This is a genomic window from Rhodocytophaga rosea (assembly GCF_010119975.1).
GTDB lineage: Bacteria > Bacteroidota > Bacteroidia > Cytophagales > 172606-1 > Rhodocytophaga > Rhodocytophaga rosea.
Window position 1 is genome coordinate 824000 of sequence record NZ_CP048222.1, and the last position, 19864, is coordinate 843863.

The window sequence follows — 19864 nt, forward strand, 5'->3', positions numbered from 1 at the left end:
TTATAAGTAAATGAGACTCCTCCTTCAACAAACTTGCCTTATTAACAAAACAGCTGTTTGTCAACATATTACATTCTATGCACAATAATATAAAGTTAAAAATATTGTCCGGAAACGGACACTTTTTGTACGCTTCCGGACAAAGAAAAACACCTTTCACATAAAAAAAGCCACTTCCTAATCGGAAGCAGCTTTTTGATATACATCTTCATTTTACAAATTATACTTTCACCTATTATTTCAGTGAAAGCCACAAACACGTTACTCGATTTTTATCAGTTCTACCTCAAAAATAAGCGGTGTATACGGAGGTATACTGCGGCTGCCATTAGTCCCATAGGCCAGAGAAGAAGGCATCATCAGGGTAGCTTTCTGTCCTACTTTCATTAAAGTTATACCCTCTTCAAAACCCTTAATAGATCCCTGGCTTCCAATGGTGAAAACAAAAGGGGTATTAGCTGCCGACTCATCAAATTTACTGCCGTTTAGAAAATAGCCTTTATATGTTACACTAACCTTTTCTCCTCCTTTAGGAGTAACCGCACCAGAAACTGAAGTTGTATCGGTAAAAGCAAAATACAAACCTGATGTTCTGGCTACTACACTATCAATAGTGTTTTCCTCAATATAACGTTTCAATGCTCCATCTTCAGTCAATACATCTTGCAGATGCAAATCAAATTGCAGCACTGAATAAGCCGGAATTTTGTCATAAGCTGCATTGCCATAAGCCAGGTAGGAGGGCACAAAAATAGTAGCTTTTTCTCCTTTGCGCATCAGGCTCACCCCTTTGTTAAATCCATAAATGATCGAATTATTATTCAATCCAAAAATAAGAGGTTTATTAGTTTTCGTATCAGAACTGTCGAATATGGCTCCATTCAGCACACGGCCTACATAATGCACATATACCTGGTCGCCGGTTTTAGGCTCTGTGTTAGTAGGATATTCTTCTGTTTTATCAATATACAAGCCATCGGGTTGCCTTTCTGCATTAATATCTGTGTGAGATTCGAGATATTGCCTGATCTGCTCGTCATTTTCTTTTGCCTTCCGCTCATCTGTGGTTTCTCCTTGTTTGAAACATCCCTGCATCATCAACATCAGGGCAAAAACGCCCATCAAAAAATTAGTTTTTTTCATTCGTACGTAAAAGATATAGTAGATAAAGTGATAATTGTTAATTCTTGGATTCTGTTAAAACAGCGCCGGAACATTGCAAGTTAGTGCCTATTTACAGCTAAACCAAGTCTACCTGCATGACCCCTGATTGTTTAATTTGGTTGCATCCAAGCAAAATTGAATGGTTATTTATTATATAGTTATAAATGTGAAAAGCTTTTTTGCAAAGTGGATGAACACTTAAAAAACTTTCATTCTATATGCTTTGTTGCTTGTATTGAATTTTATTTCCGGCATATTCCAAATCTATTACCAACAACTAATTAAGAAACAACCAATAACGATATAGTATTACCTATGCCTAACGATTATTTTCAATTTAAGGAATTCCGCATTAACCAGAGCCGCTGTGCCATGAAAGTATGTACAGATTCCTGCATACTGGGCGCTTATACACCGGTTGAAGGAGCTGCCCATATGCTAGATATTGGCACTGGCACCGGATTATTGGCACTCATGCTGGCACAACGAAGCAAAGCTCACATTGATGCTGTAGAAATAGATAAATCTGCTTATGAGCAGGCTACCGAAAATATATTGGAAAGCCCCTTTAGTAGTCAGATCCGAGTAATTCATTCCAGTATACAGGCTTTTACGATGCGTCCGCAGCAAAAATATGAACTGATTATATCTAATCCTCCTTTCTTCGCCAACCATTTGAAGCGTAAGGAAACCCGGCAGAATGTGGCTTTGCACAGCGAATCTCTGGGCTTATCAGAACTGGCTGTACTTGTCTCCTACCTGCTGGAAAAGCATGGGAAGTTTATAGTAATGCTGCCCAGGCATGAGATGAGTTTGTTGGAAGAGGCTGCCAGAGAAGTAAAACTATTTCCTTCTGAAAAACTATATATAGCTGAAAAGCAGGAAGGCAAATTGTTACGGATTATCAGCACATTTTCCTTTACAGAAACACATCCTGAAGAAAAGGATTTGTTCATCAAAAATGAGTCTGGCACCTATACACAAGATTTTATCGGCCTTCTTCAACCTTATTACTTGTATATGTAAAATTTTGCAAGCTCTCTGTCTGGTTACTCATTTTAGGAGATTAGGTTTACAGAATTTCAGGAGTAGAAATCATCAGGCGATAAATAAAAAGTGAAAAGAACAGAAAATTACTATAATAAAAATTGGAGCAAAGCCTTCATACTTTGTTTTCGTCGGGATTTACTTGTACATTTGCCTGTATTATACATACTTAAATCCAAACTATTTTTCATCATTTAAACCGTTTGCAAGTGGATTTATTTGAAAAATTATTATCAGACAGAGGTCCTTTGGGGCAATACTCAAAAGTGGCTCATGGATATTTTGCTTTTCCTAAACTGGAAGGAGAAATTGGCCCTCACATGAAATTCAGAGGGAAAGACGTGTTAAACTGGAGCCTGAACAATTATATTGGTTTAGCCAATCATCCGGAGGTGCGCAAAGCGGATGCAGATGCAGCAGAAAGATGGGGGCTTGGTTATCCGATGGGTGCCAGAATGATGTCGGGAGAAACCAGTATGCACGAAAAACTGGAAGCTGAACTATCCAGCTTTGTGAAGAAAGAAGATACCATGCTGATGAATTATGGGTATCAGGGAATTATGTCGGTGATAGATGCCCTGATTGACCGCCATGATGTAATTGTATATGATAGCGAATCGCATGCTTGTATTATTGATGGCGTACGCCTGCATATGGGCAAACGTTTTGTATATCCACATAACGATATTGCCGGTCTGGAAAAACAACTGGGAAGGGCTACTAAATTAGCCGCTGAAACCGGTGGCGCTATTCTGGTCATTACTGAAGGCGTATTCGGCATGTCGGGCGATATGGGTAAACTGAAAGAAATCATTGAACTGAAGCAAAAATTCAGTTTCCGCCTCCTGGTGGATGATGCCCACGGATTTGGAACGATGGGAGAAACTGGTGCCGGCGTAGGTGAAGCACAAGAAGCTCAGGATGGAATTGACCTGTATTTTTCCACCTTTGCTAAATCGATGGCCAGCATTGGAGCTTTCGTTTCCGGTGAAAAACAAGTAATAGAATTTTTGCGGTATAATACTCGTTCTCAGGTATTTGCCAAAGCCTTACCTATGCCCTTAGTGGTAGGCGCCTTAAAAAGGCTTGAACTTTTGCGTGGCAAACCCGAATTGCGGGAAAAGCTGTGGGTAATTGTGAAAGCTTTACAAAGCGGACTGCGGGAAAGAGGCTTTAATATTGGAAAAACACAATCCCCGGTAACACCCGTATTTTTGAGCGGCGGACCAGTAGAAGCACATAACCTGATTATTGACCTGCGGGAAAATTATAGCATTTTCTGTTCAGTAGTAATCTACCCGGTTGTACCAAAAGGGGTCATTTTGCTCCGGCTGATCCCTACAGCTGTACACACCCTGGCAGATGTGAATCGCACCCTGGATGCCTTTGATGCAGTATCAGATAAGCTTAAATCGGGCGTTTATGCAGCCGGTGCATTGCCCATAATGGCTTAAATATCGGAATTGTAGACAAAAATGCCTGTAAAACGTGATTTTCTAGCAAAAAATCACGTTTTTTTTATATACAAATTTGTGCGTGTTATTTTAATTATTATATTCGGGCAATGTTAAATCATATTCTTAACCTTAAAAACTATACGAATGAAAAGATTTGATGAAATAAGAGACCTAGTGATGTCATTAGAGGGAGACTTCGAAAAATTTTATGACAAGGGTAACCAGGCCGCCGGAACGAGAGTAAGGAAAGGAATGCAAGATCTTAAGAACCTCGCCCAGGATATCCGGGTACAAGTACAAAACACGAAAAATACTACCACAGCTGCTAAGGATGCCCCTGCTAAAAAGGCGCCTGCTGCTAAAAAAGCCCCTGCTAAGAAAGCGGCTGCTAAAAAGTAATTTTCCAACCTTTCTTTATAAAAAAGTGCCCGGCAAAAGGCACTTTTTTTATTAGTAGCTCCTGGTAGAGGAATTCTCTAAAACCAACAGCGTAGGCAGATACTAGTTAATGATCCCTTCTTAAAAACTTTTCGCCACACTTACCGGCTGGAAAACAGGTTCAAATTCCATTAAGGCAGCTGTTATCTTAGCTATGAGTGGCTCGGAAGCTGGTGCCAATGGCAAACGTACTTCATTCCGGCAAATACCCATTTGTTGCAATACCTGCTTCAACCCTACCGGATTCCCTTCTTCATACATAAGCGGATTGATAGCTAAAAAGCGGAATAAGTGCCTGCTTGCACTTTCCAGCTGGTGATCCAGGGCTTCGTTCACCATTTGTGTAAATATAGCTGGAAACGCATTAGCCAGTACAGATATAACCCCAATAGCTCCAAAAGACACCATTGGTAAGGTCAACAGGTCATCGCCTGAAATTAACAAAAAGTCTGAGGGCTTATTTTTGGCTATCTCCATACACTGAATTAAATCTCCCGATGCTTCCTTAATACCGATAATATTCGGATGGGTAGCAAGTTTCAAAGTAGTAGTTGCCGTAACATTAGACTGGGTTCTGCCAGGTACATTATATAGTACGACCGGAACCGGGCAGGCATCAGCTATAGAAACATAATGTTCGTAAATGCCTCTCTGGGAAGGTTTATTATAATACGGACTTACAGAAAGTACAGCATCAACGCCTTGCCAGTCGGTTTGGTGTATTTGTTCCAGAACTTCTCTGGTGTTATTACCGCCCAGGCCATACATAATGGGCAAGCGTTTGGGATTATTTGCTTTTACAAAAGCCAGTATATCTTTCTTTTCAGCTTCATTTAGAGTAGCTGATTCGCCTGTGGTTCCCAACACAACCAGATAATCAACTACTCCCTGTGAAACATGTTCGAGCAGGCGTCTCATGGCTCCAAAATCTATCTCCCCATTCGCCTGAAATGGCGTAATTAAGGCTACTCCTGTTCCTAAAAATTTACTTCTCATCTGTACATTATATTGATTTTACTTTATTTCCTCCAGTACAATACTATCTGTTGCACATTATGCCCGGCCACCCTGCTTTTTTATTTTTCCGGCATATCCTTCCTGTAGAGTTAATGCTTGTGTATACTGCAACAACTGATCGATGGCCTCTGATAATAATTGTTCTGGCTGAGGTTTCATCATAAACTCAAAACATTCCGGCTTCTCTTCCTGCGATAATCCAATCCGGTACCTGGCTTTACTCTGCAACAAAATATAATCGAAAGGCAAAAATGGCTGTCGCAGGATACAAAATAAATAATCAAATCTGTTTTCCATAAACCGGCTCACTTTATCGCTTTTGATGTTGCCAGTAGCTGAAATCTGCTCTTTGGTAAAATAATCGAAGTTGAAATCATAACCAGTACTCTGCATCTGCTCAAAATAGGTAAGTGCTTTTATATGCTTACCTTCATTTGTTAACCGTTTTACCAGCTGATTAAAAACCTGGTATTCATTTTCTTCTCCTCTGAATAATAATCCTATATTTTTTGCCTGACTATACTCCATCATCTCCCGGGCTACCGTATTCTGCTGCGAAGCCTGCTTATTTTTAATATTTAAAAAAAATGACTGTATTCTCTTCTGCATTGTTTAAGAAATTACTGACTTACAGGATTATTGTATTACAGGCTGATTAAATATACGATCGGACAAATAAAAATTGACATTAAGTACAATCTGCAATATGGTCATCAAACAATGTATTCTTTAAGCGTTTCAGTAAGTCAGTAGTGTGAATATTCATCTATCATTATTTAAAACGCTTGTTCGGTTAATCAAGAAAATATAGTTACACCTGATTTTGAACTTTCTCCGGTTTCGATTGCCTTGCTTATTACCGTCCTGCAAATAATCAATCCTACACTTCTCAATATACAGTTTATTTTCAGAGCTTTCAAAAGAGCTGCCCTTTCTATCAATCCATTCTATAATAGCTGGTCAATTAAGTAGATTTTCCAGGATTGATAACCAAATTAGAATTTAAAGTTATGGAAAGCGTGTAAAATTACCTATTTCCAGGTATTTTATTCTTAACCAGAAAATATAACATTTGTATAAATCTCTTGACAGCAAGAAGAAGAATGCTGGAAAATAACTAATTAAAAGTTGTTTTTTGGGCTGAATTTTACCTTTTGATGTCTATCAATAAAATTATTTATACATTTGCATGGTTATTGTGATAAAATTACTTTAATAAATTCAATTCTTTTCCCCTTACAAACCTACATTTTTGAACGATCGCTACACCCTGTTTTATTTACTTCGCCTCTACAGGCATTAAAAGATATTATGAAACAATTTCTGACAAACACCCATGGCTTTGTTGTAGGATGTTTGTGTTTTATATGGCTATTTCTGTTTCCTTTTTTGCTACTAGCCAAAGAACATATACAAACTGTATTGCCTTCTCCAGAACAAGATGGCTGTTGTCTTATCTCTTTATCTTCAGCCTTTGTTCCGGTAATACAAGTGTTTGCCCATTTTCCAGCTCAGGTACCGGTATTTTCATCAATAAATTCTCTTACTGAACATATACAGGTGTTGTTTTATGGTTTTATCATTGCCATGATCCTGTACCAGCTGTTGCTATATTTTTACATGCAGAACAAAAAAAGGCTTCATCTATATTCTACTATCTATATTGCTGCTTCCGGATTATTTACATGGATCTACACTGGTCCGTTTTCCACATTTCAGGTATCCGGCTCTGTTTCTTTTGCTTACCAGTTTGGCGCAGTATTTACAGCCATCTGGCTGGCAAGTGCCGCTTTTTTGCTTAGAAGCCTTTTTACCTCCAATGAAGATAAATCGTTTTTTACTCAGGTAATCGAAAAAATGCCTATTGCTGCATTAGTACTGGCAGCACTAACTTTTTTACCATCTCCACTTGGTGGCATAGCAGGTATTGTATTGAGTAGTTTTTTTGGTTTTGCCTCCCTGGGTACTCTTTACCGGCAGCATCAGGCTGGCAATTTTGCTGGGAGATATTTATTCATAGTATGGCCTTTTCTGTTAGTATGTAAACTGGCTTTGCAGGTAATTACCCTGGGATGGCTTATTCCACATGAGAGCGTAATATATGGAATAATGCTTACTTCTATGGCTTCTATTGTTTTATTGCCTTTGCTGGAAGCTCGAAACCTGAATCAAATGCAAAGCGCTCAGGAACTGGTTCAGAAAGAAATTTTGCAAGCTGAACAATCCAGGCGGTTTAAAGATCAGTTCCTGGCCAATACCAGCCATGAGATACGCACCCCCATGAATGCCATTGTTGGCTTTACCCGTTTGCTGGAACAATCAGTACTGGCTACCACTCAGCGGGAATATGTGCGTTATATTAAAGATTCGGCCAACAACCTGCTGGTAATTATTAACGACATACTCGATTTTTCTAAAATAGAATCAGGCAAGATTACCTTCGAACGCGTAAATATCCACCTGGATCAATTGTGCCGGTCGGTAATAGAAACATTGCGGTTCAGAATGGAGGAAAAGAAACTGCAGGTAAGTTATCATATTGATAAAAAAATTCCCGAACTGTTCTTAGGCGATCCGGTCCGGTTGAACCAGATTTTACTAAACTTATTTTCTAACGCTATTAAATTCACCGAAGAAGGCAGTGTACATCTGAAAGCACAACTTCTTCATCAGACAGAAACGCAGATACAGGTATTATTTGAGGTAACAGATACAGGAATTGGCATTGCTGAAGATAAGCTACATCTGATATTTGAAAGCTTTTCACAGGCCAACGACCATACTACCCGCAGATACGGCGGTACTGGGCTTGGGCTTACTATTGTTAAACAGCTCGTAGAATTGCAGGGGGGCACCATACAGGTAAAAAGCCGGCTACATGAAGGATCAACATTTTCAGTAATTATGCCATTTGATAAAGGAATGTACAATACACACGTTCAGGCAAGAAATTATACGGCAGCCGGTGCTATTCCGGAAAACCTGACCATCTTGTTGCTGGAAGATAATCCAATTAATCAGGTACTGGCGGTAAATACCTTACAGAAATGGCTGCCTACTATCCAAATTGATATTGGAAATAATGGAAAAGAAGGCATTGAGAAACTGGCTATAAAAGACTACCACCTGTTACTGGTAGATATACAGATGCCGGAAATGGATGGATTTGCTACTACCCAGTATATCCGCTCTACTATGCCTGCTCCAAAAAATGCCATTCCAATTATTGCCCTTACGGCTGGTGCCTTGAAAAGCGATGAAGAACAAGCCCTTGCTGCTGGTATGGATGACTTTATTTCCAAACCTTTTGATGCGGAGGTATTGTTTACAAAAATCCGCCGGTTACTGGCAGGAAAAGATGTACCAGTGCCTGCTGAGCAGCAACAGATATCTCCCCGTAACAAGTTTGAAATTTCCCACGTTCAAAAGGCTGGTTTAAACGATCCGGAGTTTATGGTGCAACTGATGAATATGTTCCTGGAAAAGACTCCGGAAGCGCTTCAGCAAATGGAGAGCAGTGCACAAAGCCAGAACTGGAAACAAGTAGGATTTATAGCGCACCGGATCAAGTCAGTGTTTGTATGTATGGGCCTGTCACACTTACAACATGAATTATGGCAGATTGAGCAGGCGGCTGTGAATGAAGTGCATACAGAATATATTCCTGATAAAATCAAGCAGTTACACGACGGATGCAAAGAGGCCTTTGTTCAAATTACACAGGAAAGAAATAAACTGGTTAACAATCTTTCCTGACTGGTGTAATAGGAAAATTACAGCTAAATATTTATTATTAACCTTTTGATAGGAATGATACGTATAAGGAATTCTGATGCTTATTATTCAGCTATCATCCTACAACTTTCACAGGACGACTTTCAAAAATTACCTGAAAAGTGCTGTGTTTGCTTAAAATATGTATTTTTGCACCCTACTCATAAATAAAGTTATATTATTCATTTATTCAGAACAATTACAACGATATAATGGAAGACAAACTAAGCCTGAAGATTAAGATATATAATGAATGCCTTCGAATGCAGAAGAACATGGTAGAAACGGCCCGAATGGCTATACGGGAAGCTCAGGAGAATGCCAATACCAGTGAAGATTCAATGGAGGAAGGTTTCGTATCCTATAGGGAGCAATTGCAGCATACCAGAGATATGTATACCATGCAGTTGCAAACTACTCAAAATGACCTGGAAACGTTGCAGCAAGTGCCTGCACACAGCCTTACACCAATTATTGAAGCCGGCGCTATTGTTCATACAGATAAGCAGCATTTTTTTATTGCCGTCAGTATCGGAAAGGTAACAGTAGATAATAAGACCTATTTCCCTATTTCGACATCTGCGCCTATTTTCCAGGCGATGGTAGGGCTCAAAAAGGGCGATACTTTTCAATTCCGCGACAGGCAGTATAAAATACAGGAGGTATTCTAATTCGGTTAGATTAGTTACGTTTTGAGAATATATACAGAAGCTATAAATCAGTCTAATATAATGATCTGGTTTATAGCTTCTGCTATTATATTAGCTATAAGAGTGACAAATAATATATGGAGTTCCAGGTAGATAATATCAAATTAATTCATGCCGGAAAGATTGACGAAATGCTAAGCCTGATTCACAAACGGCCGACAATATTTCTGACATCTAAATCTATTTCTTCGTTTCAGAATTTTTTAAACGGTTATCTGATTTGGGCTTTTGACAATGATGAAATTTATAACCCAAGTGAGCCAGGTTTTGGTAGTTTTAAATAGTGGATGCTGAGCAACGATGGCAGAATAAATGGTATAGGATTCACATACTCAAAAATATTGCTTCTTGCCTATAATGGCAATAAAAAAAAGCCTTTGATAGATTTTTTGAGTGTTTAGATGAATACAAATAGAAAGGACACATAATAGTGTGTAAAATAAAAAGCCTTCCTTTGCAGGAAGGCTTTCGTGTAATATTTATTAGTAGAATTATCCCAGATACGGCTTTAATGCTTTACTTCTGGACGTATGACGCAAGCGGCGGATAGCTTTCTCTTTAATTTGGCGCACCCTTTCACGGGTAAGATTGAATTTTTCACCAATCTCTTCCAGTGTCATGGCATGTTCGCCATTCAAACCAAAATAAAAGGTGATTACTTCTGCCTCACGCATGGTAAGTGTAGCAAGGGCACGTTGTACCTCGCGGCGGAGAGAATCATTAATTAATTCTGAATCAGGCGTATCCTCACTGTCGTTTTCCAGCACATCAAGCAGGCTGTTTTCCTCTCCTTGTACAAAAGGTGCATCCATAGATACATGTCTTCCGGAGATCTTCAGTGTGTCTACTACTTCTGAGGTGGTTACCTCTAATACTTCTGCCAGTTCGTCTGGCGATGGTTCACGTTCGTATTTTTGTTCCAGTTCAGAAAATGTTTTTGAGATTTTATTTAAAGAGCCAACTCTATTTAACGGAAGCCTTACAATACGGGATTGTTCAGCCAAAGCCTGCAGGATGGATTGACGGATCCACCATACAGCATAGGAAATAAACTTAAAACCCCTGGTTTCATCAAAACGCTGCGCAGCTTTTATCAAACCAAGGTTTCCCTCATTGATCAAATCACCTAAAGACAACCCCTGATTCTGGTATTGTTTGGCTACAGACACCACAAAACGCAGGTTGGCTTTGGTCAATTTTTCTAAAGCAAGCTGATCACCCTCCCGGATTCGCTTAGCTAGTTCTACTTCTTCGTCGGGAGTTAACAGATCAACTTTACCTATTTCCTGCAAATACTTATCGAGCGACTGACTCTCGCGATTGGTTATTTGCTTGCTAATTTTAAGTTGTCTCATTCAATTTATAAAATTTAGGATGTACGCGCTCTCGAAAGGAACGATGGCTTTTTACTCAAAGTTCCTGTTGATTTTTGCATTCTATTTTAGCAAAGTCTTTTTAAAGCCAGGCAATAATAAGTTTTGATAAAACGTCAGTTAGTAAATCTACTGAATATAATTGAGGAAGGCAGAAAATACAAAGTAAAAAATTAAGTGTACCATGTATTTTTTCTGCCTTCCGGCTATATATTTCAGGAGTTAGCCGTTTTACCCTCCGGTTTAGGCAGTAATACTTTTCTGGAAAGCCTGTATTTACCGGTTTTTTTATCTACATCCACCAGTTTCACTTTTACTTCCTCTCCTACTTCCAATACACCTTCCATTTTTTCCAGGCGTTCCCACTTGATTTCAGAAATATGCAGCAGTCCATCTTTGCCTGGCATAAATTCTACAAATGCACCAAAGGGCATTATAGATTTTACCTTTCCTTCATATACATCGCCTATGGTTGGAATGGCAACTATGCCTTTTACCCGTCTCAGCGCTTTCTCCATCGCTACTTTATCTACAGCAAAAATATTTACATACCCTGCATTATCCCTTTCTTCAATCACTACCGTTGCGCCAGATTCTTTCTGAATATCCTGTACCACTTTACCACCAGGTCCGATAACGGCTCCAATCTGATCACGGTCAATTTTAACAGTAACTGAGCGGGGAGCATTCGGCTTCAGATCCGGTTTTGGTTCGGCAAGGGTTTTGTTCATCTCTCCTAAAATGTGCAGTCTGCCTTGTTTGGCCTGGGCAAGTGCCTGAGCCAAGACTTCGTAAGATAATCCATCAACCTTAATATCCATCTGGCAGGCAGTAATTCCTTTGGCTGTACCGGTTACTTTAAAATCCATATCGCCCAGGTGATCTTCATCCCCTAAGATGTCAGACAGGATGGCATATTTTTTTGTCTTGCTATCAGAGATCATCCCCATCGCTATCCCGGAAACAGGCGCTTTAATTTTGATACCAGCGTCCATTAGCGCCAGTGTACCGGCGCAAACAGTAGCCATGGAAGAAGAACCATTCGATTCCAGAATATCTGATACCACCCGCAGGGTATATGGATTTTCTTCATCTGGCGGCAGTACTTTCTTGAGTGCCCGGTGAGCCAGATTTCCATGCCCTACTTCTCTCCTACCCGGCCCACGGTTAGGTTTTACTTCGCCGGTAGAGAAACCTGGAAAATTATAATGCAGAATAAATTTATTGAATCCACTTAGCATGGCACTGTCAATCATCTGTTCGTCCAGCTTGGTGCCCAGCGTAACCGTAGTGAGAGACTGAGTTTCGCCACGGGTAAAAATGGCTGATCCATGCGCAGAAGGCAAATAATCAATTTCACTCCAGATCGGACGGATCTGGTCTGGTTTGCGGCCATCCAGACGTACACCTTCATTGAGCACCAGGTTTCTGGCGGCATCTTTCTCTATATCATGGTAATATTTACTTACCAGGGCCAGGTCAATGGTATGATCTTCAGGTAAGGAATCTATATAGGCTTGTTTTATCGCTTTAAAAGCTTCACTGCGCTCATGCTTATTAATAATAGTAGATTTGGCTACAGCATAAGCTTTTTCATACAGCAATAAATATAATTGTTCTTTTAGTACTGAATCATTTACTTCATGAGAGTACACTCTTTTCTGGGTTTTACCCACCAGTTCAGTTAATTCTCTCTGGGCCTGCACCTGAAGTTTGATGGCTTCATGGGCAGTTTTCAAAGCTTCCAGCACTTCTTCCTCAGATACTTCGTTCATTTCTCCTTCTACCATGGTAATATCATCGTAGGAAGCGGCCACAATCAGATCAAGGGTAGCTTTACTGAGCTGGTCAGCAGGAGGATTAACCAGGTACTGGCCATCGATTTTGGCTACTCTTACTTCTGAAATAGGGCCATTAAAAGGAATATCTGAAACGGCAAGGGCAGAAGAAGCGGCAAGGGCAGCCAGAGAATCTGGCAATACATTCTGATCAGCTGAAATTAAAAAAATATTTACCTGTGTTTCAGCATGGTAATCGTCGGGAAAAAGCGGACGTAAGGCACGGTCTACCAGGCGGCTTACCAGAATTTCATGGTCTGAGAGCCTGCCTTCGCGACGAAGGAATCCACCAGGGATTTTTCCTGCCGCCGCAAATTTTTCCTGGTAGTCTACTGATAAAGGCAAAAAATCGATGCCCTCCCGGGCTTCCTGATTGGCCACTACTGTAGCCAGCAACATAGTATCGCCCATCCGAACGACAACAGAGCCATCAGCTTGTTTAGCAAGTTTACCGGTTTCAATAGTTATTTTTCTACCATCGGCGAGTTCAATGGTTTTGGTGATTACATTTGGTAACATATGTTAATCTTTAAATCGTAAGAAAAAGGTGAATAGAGCGTATACAGGGGACTACGCAAAAAGGGATGGAAGTGGCAGCTTATCCTTAAATAAATTTGCCAGAGGCAATAAAATAAAAAGAGGGAAACCCTTGGTATGAATTCCCTCTTCTTGCTAAAATCTTACTTTCTTAATTGTAGTTCACTAATAATAGCTCTGTATCTTTCTATTTCGGTATGTGCCAGATAATCCAGCAACCTTCTTCTTTTACCTACCAGTTTCAGCAAACCCAGTCTGGTAGAGAAATCTTTTTTATGGGTTTTCAGGTGCTCAGTCAGGTGATTAATGCGGAAAGTAAACAAAGCAATTTGTGATTCAGCAGAACCCGTATCCGCTTTTTGCTTTGCAATCCCATGATTGGCAAATAATTCTTGTTTTTTTTCTGCGGTCAAATACATCGTAAGACAGATTGAATATCCTTTATTTTTTCGTTAAACCGCAAATTTAGCTGCTATATTACTGAAAACCAAATAAACAAATAGATTAATATTTATATAAGTAGTGTGCAGAGTACAAATTAATAAGGATTTTAAAACACTTTCTATCACAGCTTTAATATTGGTATCTATCGCCTATCTATTAATCCTGATTAACCCGGAATAAAGCAACTAAAATCCAAATCACTAGTATGATAGACCAGTATATGTATTCATTAACCTGGCACCCCCACTTTTCGCTCAGATTTAGGCCGGTTCATTTTGAGTAATTTATCTCTGAAACGGTTAAAGGCTACTTTATACACATCAGCTTCAAAGAGACGGGAATCATTTTTGGCTTGCCGCAGAAAGAATATGCCGCAGACAAACAAAATAGCATTAGCAGCCCATACACCGTAAGGAATCATAACAATGCCTTCCCTGGCCCATTTTTCGCCCAGGAGTGAGCATACGTAAAAGATAATAAAGAACACAATAGACACTAATACAGGTACTCCTAAGCCCCCTTTTTTAATAATAGCTCCCAGAGGGGCACCGATCAGAAACATTATAAAACAAGCCAGCGACTGAGTAAATTTCTTATATTTCTCTACTTCAAACGTACGGCTTTCTTTAATAGCAGAGTCCAGTTGCTGCAGGCTGCTTTGTGCAAAATTTTTCACATTCCGCGCCTGTGCCGCCGCCGAATTAACTACCTGCACTTGTTCTTCTTTGGCCAGAGCCCTGTGCTTTAAGGAATCTAACCATTTTCCTTCCAGTGAATCCAGCTTTGGGGGAAGGCCTTTCATTGAATTAAAATAGTATTGCTTTACGCTCAAATCGTTGCGATCCAGGATCAATGCGTATTCCTTCTTCATGGAATCGGCTACTGTCTGTAATTTATCCACACTCATCATGTATTTACTGGTGGCAAACAGCGATTTATCTGTACGGCTTAAATCGAAGGAAGCCAGGCTGAATACCATTTTACTCTGGTCAAAAGCATCCCGTTGAAATTCTTCTTTCCGCGAACGACGAGGTTCCTGAGCAACATCAGTGTAAGCATTTCCCCGGAACAATTCCAGCACCAGATAGCGGTCGTTATTGATGGTATACATTTTGGCAGAATCCGCCAGAATTACCTGTTTATTACCATCACCCTCTCTATGGTCATAAATCATCACATCCATAAGGGTTTTGCCATCGCTCAGCTTTTTATTGGCCTTAATGCTATACCCGGTAAGTCCATTATAGAAAACGCCTTCCTTAATATCCAGCGAGGGTTTTTTCTGGCGTACATCCCAAAGCAGGCTATATGCATTCAAATTGGCTTTAGGCACAATATTATTATTGAACCAGAAGGCCACAAACGTGAGAAGAAATGCAAATATTGAAACCGGCACCAGTACCCTGATGAGAGAAATACCTGAGCTTTTAATGGCCGTGAGCTCGTAATGTTCGCCTAAATTACCAAAGCAAATCAGGGAAGAGAGCAACATAGCCAGCGGCAAAGCTACTGGGGTAGTATTGAGGCTAAAGTAGAATAATAATTCTGCAAACACAGCAAAGCCCAGGTCTTTGCCCACAAACTCATCAAAATACTTGATCATCGTCTGGGTAAGCAGAATAAATACTACTACAAAAAATGTTAGGAAGAAAGGTCCGACAAAGGACTTTAGAATGAGTTTATCTATTTTTTTCATGCAAATTCAACGGCTTAGCCACCAACAGTTTCTCTCAAATTCGATACCAGGTGTGTCCACAGTTCTTTGAGATCATCTTCATTATCGGTTTCTGAGTAATCAGTTATCTTTAAAAACGAAGATTGGGTAAGTTCGTTCATATCCAGCTTAAATTCTATATAGGCAGGATCATTTGAGTTTAAGTCGCCGTCGGGCAGAAATTCAAATTTCACATAGCGGTTTAAACGCTGGGCAGTCAAACGGGCATAATGTGGTTTATTATCCCATATAAAATTAAACACTTTGTTCTCATCAATATTTACCTTATCAGCAAACCATTGGGCAAGTCCGGCAGGGTTGGTCATATAGGGGAAAAGCATTTTATTAGATGCCCGTATTTCAAACTCTGCCGTGTATTTGTATTTACCCATCTTACCGGTATTTATTGAACTGAAATGTATTCTTTTTTTTCAATCCAAGCAACAGATGCAAATATTTAAAAATATTTGTAGAAAAAAATAATATACCTACCTTTGTGGACTCTTTATAAAAGCCCTGCAAACAGGCTAAATTGGCGAGGTAGCTCAGGTGGTTAGAGCGCAGGATTCATAACCCTGAGGTCGGGGGTTCAATTCCCCCCCTCGCTACTTAATGATATTTACAAACCCCTGTAAACTAACCACTTACAGGAGCTTATCATTTCTTAGGTAACAATAGGATAACATTTTTCACTCTATTCATTTACTTGCATTGATGATTGCATATAAATTACATACCCTGTAATCTTCACTTTCATTTGGCCCTCTCCTTGAGGAATATCCATTGGTACCCCTTGAGTTTGAGTTCTTGTATATTCATATGGATTAATTACCTGCTCTTTGCCTGTTATAACAATAGCATTCCCACCATTAGAACAGGCGCAATTCCTTAATCGTTTGAAAGCACTATATGACCCATCCAGTTTAGTGACAGCGCCTTTATAAGATGTGCCATAACATTTACCAATTATTACAAATTTCCTATCTGTTGGAAACTGATGAATTATTTTTATAGCCTCTAATGGAGTGATATTATTAATTCGGGCTGTAGCAATTGGGGATGTATCACTTTGGGCAGTTATATGTTTTTGAAACTTGTACCCCCACAACTTGAGAAAAGCACTATTGTTACTACAAGTAAAATATTGTTTTTAGTTAATAAATTTGATCGCATATTCAACTTTAAAGATAAACAAACTTATATATGCAACTATTAGATGAAGTAAATTTGAGCTTGATGTAATGTTCTTAATATTAAATATCATTCTTAAAAACCACCTTATTCACCCATACTAAGTAAGAGTACACAATTAAGTATAAGATTTTGGCAAATTGTATCTTTGCTTATGCGTTATATCAAGAAGATTACAGACAAGCAAAAACAAGACTTAGAGAAGATTCATAAAGATAGTAAAAGTTATCAGGAACGTAACCGTTGCCAATGTATACTGTTATCCAATCAAGGCTATCAAGTACAGAAGTTAGCAAGCATTTTTCAAGTAAGTCAGTTAAGTATTTATAAGTGGTTTGATCGCTTTGAGAAAACAGGTGTGGTAGGGTTAAAGAACCAAAAAGGGAAAGGCAGAAAACCCATCCTTACTACCAGTAATGCTACCCATGTTGAAGTAGTGGAAAATAGCATAGAGAAAGAAAAACAACAACTTAAATTAGCTAAGCGAGAGATAGAAGCTAAATTAGGCACGGCTATGAGTGAGATGACCTTGAAGCGGTTTTTAAAAAAATTGACTACCGATGGAAACGTTTCCGTAAATGGATAAAGCCATTGCAAAACAAAGAAGCATATGAGCAGAAAGTCAAGCGATTACATGCTTTGCTTTATTTGGCACAGACAGGCAGTATAGATTTATATTTTGGAGACGAATCAGGGTTTTGCCTTACCCCTTGTGTACCTTATGGATGGATCAAAAAAGGCGAACACGCCCCTATTTTATCCCAAAGAAGTACAAGGATAAATGTATTTGGCTTGTTAAGTACAAATAATGAGTTGCTTACTTATCAGAAAAGTGGGAGTCTAAACGCTGACTTTATCATTGAATGTGTAGAGGCCTTCTCAACATCTATTTCCAAGTTTACTGTCATAGTCTTAGACAACGCCTCCTGGCATACATGTGGCCTATGGGAAGTCAAAAAAGAAGAATGGGAACAGAAAGGATTATACATCTTTTTGCTGCCTAAGTATAGTCCTCATCTTAACAGGATCGAACGATTTTGGAAGCAGGTGAAATATCATTGGCTCAAAGCCGAAGACTATCTGTCTGTAGAAGCGCTTAAGGAGGCACTTTATACCATCTTTTCAGGATTGGGTACTTACTTTAAACTTGATTTTAAAAAACTTGAAGTAGATGAAAATATTATACTTAATTGTGTTTAATTACTTATCATAGTTATACTATCCATTACAGAAATCAGACTTTTAACTATATGGGAAATAGCGTAGTATGTAAGCGACAATGGTACGTACTGCAATAGCAGGCCAGAAGGAGATTGCCAGATAAATCTTTAGTGGATGGGTAATTACTAGGCAGAAGTGTGGTTTAATCCGGATGCCAACGAGATACAGGATGTAGTAAATAAAGAAACGTTCAATAATTGATCTATTATAATTTAATATCTTTCAAAGTTTCATGAAGATACTTTATCGAGTGAACCTCAATTACTCCTGAATTTTCTACATGTCAACAGCCTAATAAATACCGATTGACAAAGCTCACTCTATACTCCCAACAGGAAATCCATAAAATTTTATCTATAATTACATATACTTAATGCAAAGGAACTATTAAATATGTTAAATCATATTATAAATTGTGAGTAGGTTAGTTATTGAAAACATCATAGGTTATGAGGTTTAAATTTATAGTTTTTAGTATTGTACTTTTTTACATACTATTGATAGGTACTTACGCTCAGGTAGCCTCTGAAACAGATGAGCCCATTCAAACTGGCCCCTATCCTCTGACTATTCCTCATAAGTTTGGTCCAGGATTTAAAATTCCTGAAAATAACCCTTTGACATATGAAGGCATTGCCTTAGGCAGAATGCTTTTTTATGAAAAAAAACTATCCAGAGATAACTCTATCTCATGTGGGACCTGCCATCAGCAAAGGCTTGCATTTACGGATGGGAAAGCTTTTTCCCACGGCGTTCACGGCAAACAGGGACGAAGAAGTTCAATGTCGCTGGCTAACCTGCTATGGAAATTTAAATTTTTCTGGGATGGAAGGGTATCTACTCTGGAAGAGCAGGCATTAATCCCTATTCAGGATACGCTGGAAATGAACCTGCCGCTTGATGAGGCTGTAGCTAAACTGCAAAATACGGCTGAATACCCGGCTCAATTCAAAATGGTATTTGGAACCGACCAGATTACTGCTGAAAATATAGCCAAAGCATTGGCTCAGTTTGAACGAATTCTTATCTCTTCCGATTCCAGATATGATAAATTTTTGCGGGGTGAACTTGAATTGACAGAGCAAGAAAAACTGGGAATGAATTTATTTATGACCCATCCCGAGCCTGCTAATAAATTAAGAGGCGCTAATTGTGGAGATTGTCATGGAACCTATAAAACTTCCATGCATGGCATACATAATAATGGACTGGATATAGAACCGAAAGACAAAGGCAGAGAGTTAGTAACGGGTAAAGAAACAGATCGGGGCAAGTTTAGGGCTCCTTCTCTACGCAATATCGCTTTAACAGCTCCTTATATGCATGATGGCCGCTTTAAAACCCTGGAAGAAGTACTAGATCATTATAATGAACATATTCAATCCAGTGCAACTCTGGACCCACTTATTATAGAGGCCACCAATCAGGTAGGAGGCGCCACCCTCTTATTAGAACCAGAGGAGAAAAAGGCCGTGCTTGCTTTTCTTTATACCCTCACAGATTCTACTTTTATAACCGATAAGCGGTTTTCTGATCCCTATTTGAAAGAGGTTTCTGCAAACAATAAAAAGAAAAAAAAGTAAAACAAATAGAATATTATTTTTGTGTCTACGTTCGCTCTAAAGTATCGTTTTTCTACTCATTCATCTTATTTTCTACTATATTATAAGCTATTCAGATTATAAAAAATAACTTCCTAAAATTTAGAAATCTTTTAAAATATTTCTAACCGGGCAACTGCAACTCTTTCTCCAGATCTGTTTTTATTGCTTACTTTTAACGCTGATAATGGTATATTAGCAAAAGCTAACCGGCTGATATTCATTGATAATTTATATTTATTATTCAATTCAGAAAGCAAATTTGCAAATTATTGCTTCAGTGTCTTCTTATTGTTATATTTTCCCGCATCTAAAAAATACGCAATTTTAGGTATTTT

The 19864-nt window shown here is 39.0% G+C and carries 17 protein-coding genes, 1 tRNA gene and 1 pseudogene; 10 read left to right on the forward strand and 9 right to left on the reverse strand.

Annotated elements, in window-relative coordinates; genetic code table 11:
* Positions 1-261: 261 nt before the first annotated feature.
* A complete protein-coding gene (locus GXP67_RS03585; protein ID WP_162441889.1) occupies positions 262-1143 on the reverse strand; it encodes an FKBP-type peptidyl-prolyl cis-trans isomerase in 882 nt (293 codons plus the stop codon).
* Positions 1144-1479: 336 nt separating this feature from the next.
* On the opposite strand from GXP67_RS03585, the gene GXP67_RS03590 reads away from it, so the two are divergent.
* The 3 genes and pseudogenes from GXP67_RS03590 to GXP67_RS03600 all read left to right on the forward strand — a co-directional run.
* Positions 1480-2190, forward strand: a complete 711-nt coding sequence (locus GXP67_RS03590) for a tRNA1(Val) (adenine(37)-N6)-methyltransferase (protein ID WP_162441890.1) — start codon at positions 1480-1482, stop codon at positions 2188-2190.
* A gap of 230 nt (positions 2191-2420) precedes the next feature.
* On the forward strand, positions 2421-3665 hold the full coding sequence (locus GXP67_RS03595; protein WP_162441891.1) for an aminotransferase class I/II-fold pyridoxal phosphate-dependent enzyme: 1245 nt from the start codon (positions 2421-2423) through the stop codon (positions 3663-3665).
* Between the two features lie 147 nt (positions 3666-3812).
* A pseudogene (locus tag GXP67_RS03600) lies at positions 3813-3983 on the forward strand (histone H1); the annotation flags it as partial.
* A 204-nt stretch (positions 3984-4187) separates the two neighbouring features.
* Here GXP67_RS03600 and dapA read toward each other — a convergent pair.
* Together dapA and GXP67_RS03610 are read right to left on the reverse strand one after the other, a co-directional pair.
* Positions 4188-5102 carry a 4-hydroxy-tetrahydrodipicolinate synthase gene (gene dapA / locus GXP67_RS03605; RefSeq protein WP_162441893.1) on the reverse strand — a complete coding sequence of 305 codons (915 nt, stop codon included), beginning with the start codon at positions 5100-5102 and terminating at the stop codon, positions 4188-4190.
* A 57-nt stretch (positions 5103-5159) separates the two neighbouring features.
* Positions 5160-5732 (reverse strand): DUF6913 domain-containing protein, encoded by a 573-nt coding sequence (locus GXP67_RS03610; RefSeq protein WP_162441894.1) that lies wholly within the window; start codon positions 5730-5732, stop codon positions 5160-5162.
* Positions 5733-6434: 702 nt separating this feature from the next.
* On the opposite strand from GXP67_RS03610, the gene GXP67_RS03615 reads away from it, so the two are divergent.
* The 3 genes from GXP67_RS03615 (at position 6435) to GXP67_RS03625 (ending at position 9891) form a co-directional block, all read left to right on the forward strand.
* Positions 6435-8879, forward strand: coding sequence for an ATP-binding protein (locus GXP67_RS03615; RefSeq protein WP_162441895.1), 2445 nt, complete (start codon positions 6435-6437; stop codon positions 8877-8879).
* A gap of 230 nt (positions 8880-9109) precedes the next feature.
* Positions 9110-9568 carry a GreA/GreB family elongation factor gene (locus GXP67_RS03620; protein ID WP_162441896.1) on the forward strand — a complete coding sequence of 153 codons (459 nt, stop codon included), beginning with the start codon at positions 9110-9112 and terminating at the stop codon, positions 9566-9568.
* 116 nt (positions 9569-9684) lie between these two features.
* Complete coding sequence (locus GXP67_RS03625; RefSeq protein WP_162441897.1) at positions 9685-9891, forward strand: hypothetical protein; 207 nt, start codon at positions 9685-9687, stop codon at positions 9889-9891.
* Between the two features lie 207 nt (positions 9892-10098).
* Here the strand turns inward: GXP67_RS03625 and GXP67_RS03630 are convergent, their stop codons facing one another.
* The 5 genes from GXP67_RS03630 to GXP67_RS03650 all read right to left on the reverse strand — a co-directional run bounded on the left by GXP67_RS03630 (position 10099) and on the right by GXP67_RS03650 (position 15905).
* Positions 10099-10962 (reverse strand): sigma-70 family RNA polymerase sigma factor, encoded by an 864-nt coding sequence (locus tag GXP67_RS03630; protein WP_162441898.1) that lies wholly within the window; start codon positions 10960-10962, stop codon positions 10099-10101.
* Between the two features lie 233 nt (positions 10963-11195).
* Positions 11196-13337, reverse strand: a complete 2142-nt coding sequence (gene pnp, locus GXP67_RS03635) for a polyribonucleotide nucleotidyltransferase (protein ID WP_162441899.1) — start codon at positions 13335-13337, stop codon at positions 11196-11198.
* 161 nt (positions 13338-13498) lie between these two features.
* Entirely contained in the window at positions 13499-13774 is a 276-nt protein-coding gene (gene rpsO, locus GXP67_RS03640) for a 30S ribosomal protein S15 (protein WP_162441900.1), read from the reverse strand.
* Positions 13775-14028: 254 nt separating this feature from the next.
* Positions 14029-15495: an LptF/LptG family permease gene (locus tag GXP67_RS03645; protein ID WP_162441901.1), complete on the reverse strand. Its 1467-nt coding sequence runs from the start codon at positions 15493-15495 to the stop codon at positions 14029-14031.
* A gap of 14 nt (positions 15496-15509) precedes the next feature.
* Positions 15510-15905 carry an START-like domain-containing protein gene (locus GXP67_RS03650; RefSeq protein ID WP_162441902.1) on the reverse strand — a complete coding sequence of 132 codons (396 nt, stop codon included), beginning with the start codon at positions 15903-15905 and terminating at the stop codon, positions 15510-15512.
* A gap of 142 nt (positions 15906-16047) precedes the next feature.
* Between GXP67_RS03650 and GXP67_RS03655 the strand changes: the two genes are divergently transcribed.
* Positions 16048-16121: transfer RNA gene (locus GXP67_RS03655), tRNA-Met, on the forward strand.
* Positions 16122-16207: 86 nt separating this feature from the next.
* Here the strand turns inward: GXP67_RS03655 and GXP67_RS03660 are convergent.
* Positions 16208-16621 (reverse strand): hypothetical protein, encoded by a 414-nt coding sequence (locus GXP67_RS03660; protein ID WP_162441903.1) that lies wholly within the window; start codon positions 16619-16621, stop codon positions 16208-16210.
* A gap of 237 nt (positions 16622-16858) precedes the next feature.
* On the opposite strand from GXP67_RS03660, the gene GXP67_RS03665 reads away from it, so the two are divergent.
* The 3 genes from GXP67_RS03665 to GXP67_RS03675 all read left to right on the forward strand — a co-directional run bounded on the left by GXP67_RS03665 (position 16859) and on the right by GXP67_RS03675 (position 19508).
* The gene (locus GXP67_RS03665; RefSeq protein ID WP_162441276.1) at positions 16859-17290 is read left to right on the forward strand and encodes a helix-turn-helix domain-containing protein; all 432 of its coding nucleotides are present in this window, start codon (positions 16859-16861) and stop codon (positions 17288-17290) included.
* Between the two features lie 5 nt (positions 17291-17295).
* A complete protein-coding gene (locus tag GXP67_RS03670; RefSeq protein ID WP_232064508.1) occupies positions 17296-17904 on the forward strand; it encodes an IS630 family transposase in 609 nt (202 codons plus the stop codon).
* A gap of 470 nt (positions 17905-18374) precedes the next feature.
* The gene (locus GXP67_RS03675; protein ID WP_162441904.1) at positions 18375-19508 is read left to right on the forward strand and encodes a cytochrome-c peroxidase; all 1134 of its coding nucleotides are present in this window, start codon (positions 18375-18377) and stop codon (positions 19506-19508) included.
* Positions 19509-19864: the final 356 nt, after the last annotated feature.

Coding starts and splice junctions, on each gene's coding strand:
- GXP67_RS03610 (WP_162441894.1), bottom strand. CDS start 5,732: ATGCAGAAGAGAATACAGTCATTTTTTTTAAATATTAAAAATAAGCAG.
- dapA (WP_162441893.1), bottom strand. CDS start 5,102: ATGAGAAGTAAATTTTTAGGAACAGGAGTAGCCTTAATTACGCCATTT.
- rpsO (WP_162441900.1), bottom strand. CDS start 13,774: ATGTATTTGACCGCAGAAAAAAAACAAGAATTATTTGCCAATCATGGG.
- GXP67_RS03615 (WP_162441895.1), top strand. CDS start 6,435: ATGAAACAATTTCTGACAAACACCCATGGCTTTGTTGTAGGATGTTTG.
- GXP67_RS03590 (WP_162441890.1), top strand. CDS start 1,480: ATGCCTAACGATTATTTTCAATTTAAGGAATTCCGCATTAACCAGAGC.
- GXP67_RS03650 (WP_162441902.1), bottom strand. CDS start 15,905: ATGGGTAAATACAAATACACGGCAGAGTTTGAAATACGGGCATCTAAT.
- GXP67_RS03625 (WP_162441897.1), top strand. CDS start 9,685: ATGGAGTTCCAGGTAGATAATATCAAATTAATTCATGCCGGAAAGATT.
- GXP67_RS03675 (WP_162441904.1), top strand. CDS start 18,375: ATGAGGTTTAAATTTATAGTTTTTAGTATTGTACTTTTTTACATACTA.
- pnp (WP_162441899.1), bottom strand. CDS start 13,337: ATGTTACCAAATGTAATCACCAAAACCATTGAACTCGCCGATGGTAGA.
- GXP67_RS03645 (WP_162441901.1), bottom strand. CDS start 15,495: ATGAAAAAAATAGATAAACTCATTCTAAAGTCCTTTGTCGGACCTTTC.
- GXP67_RS03585 (WP_162441889.1), bottom strand. CDS start 1,143: ATGAAAAAAACTAATTTTTTGATGGGCGTTTTTGCCCTGATGTTGATG.
- GXP67_RS03620 (WP_162441896.1), top strand. CDS start 9,110: ATGGAAGACAAACTAAGCCTGAAGATTAAGATATATAATGAATGCCTT.
- GXP67_RS03665 (WP_162441276.1), top strand. CDS start 16,859: ATGCGTTATATCAAGAAGATTACAGACAAGCAAAAACAAGACTTAGAG.
- GXP67_RS03630 (WP_162441898.1), bottom strand. CDS start 10,962: ATGAGACAACTTAAAATTAGCAAGCAAATAACCAATCGCGAGAGTCAG.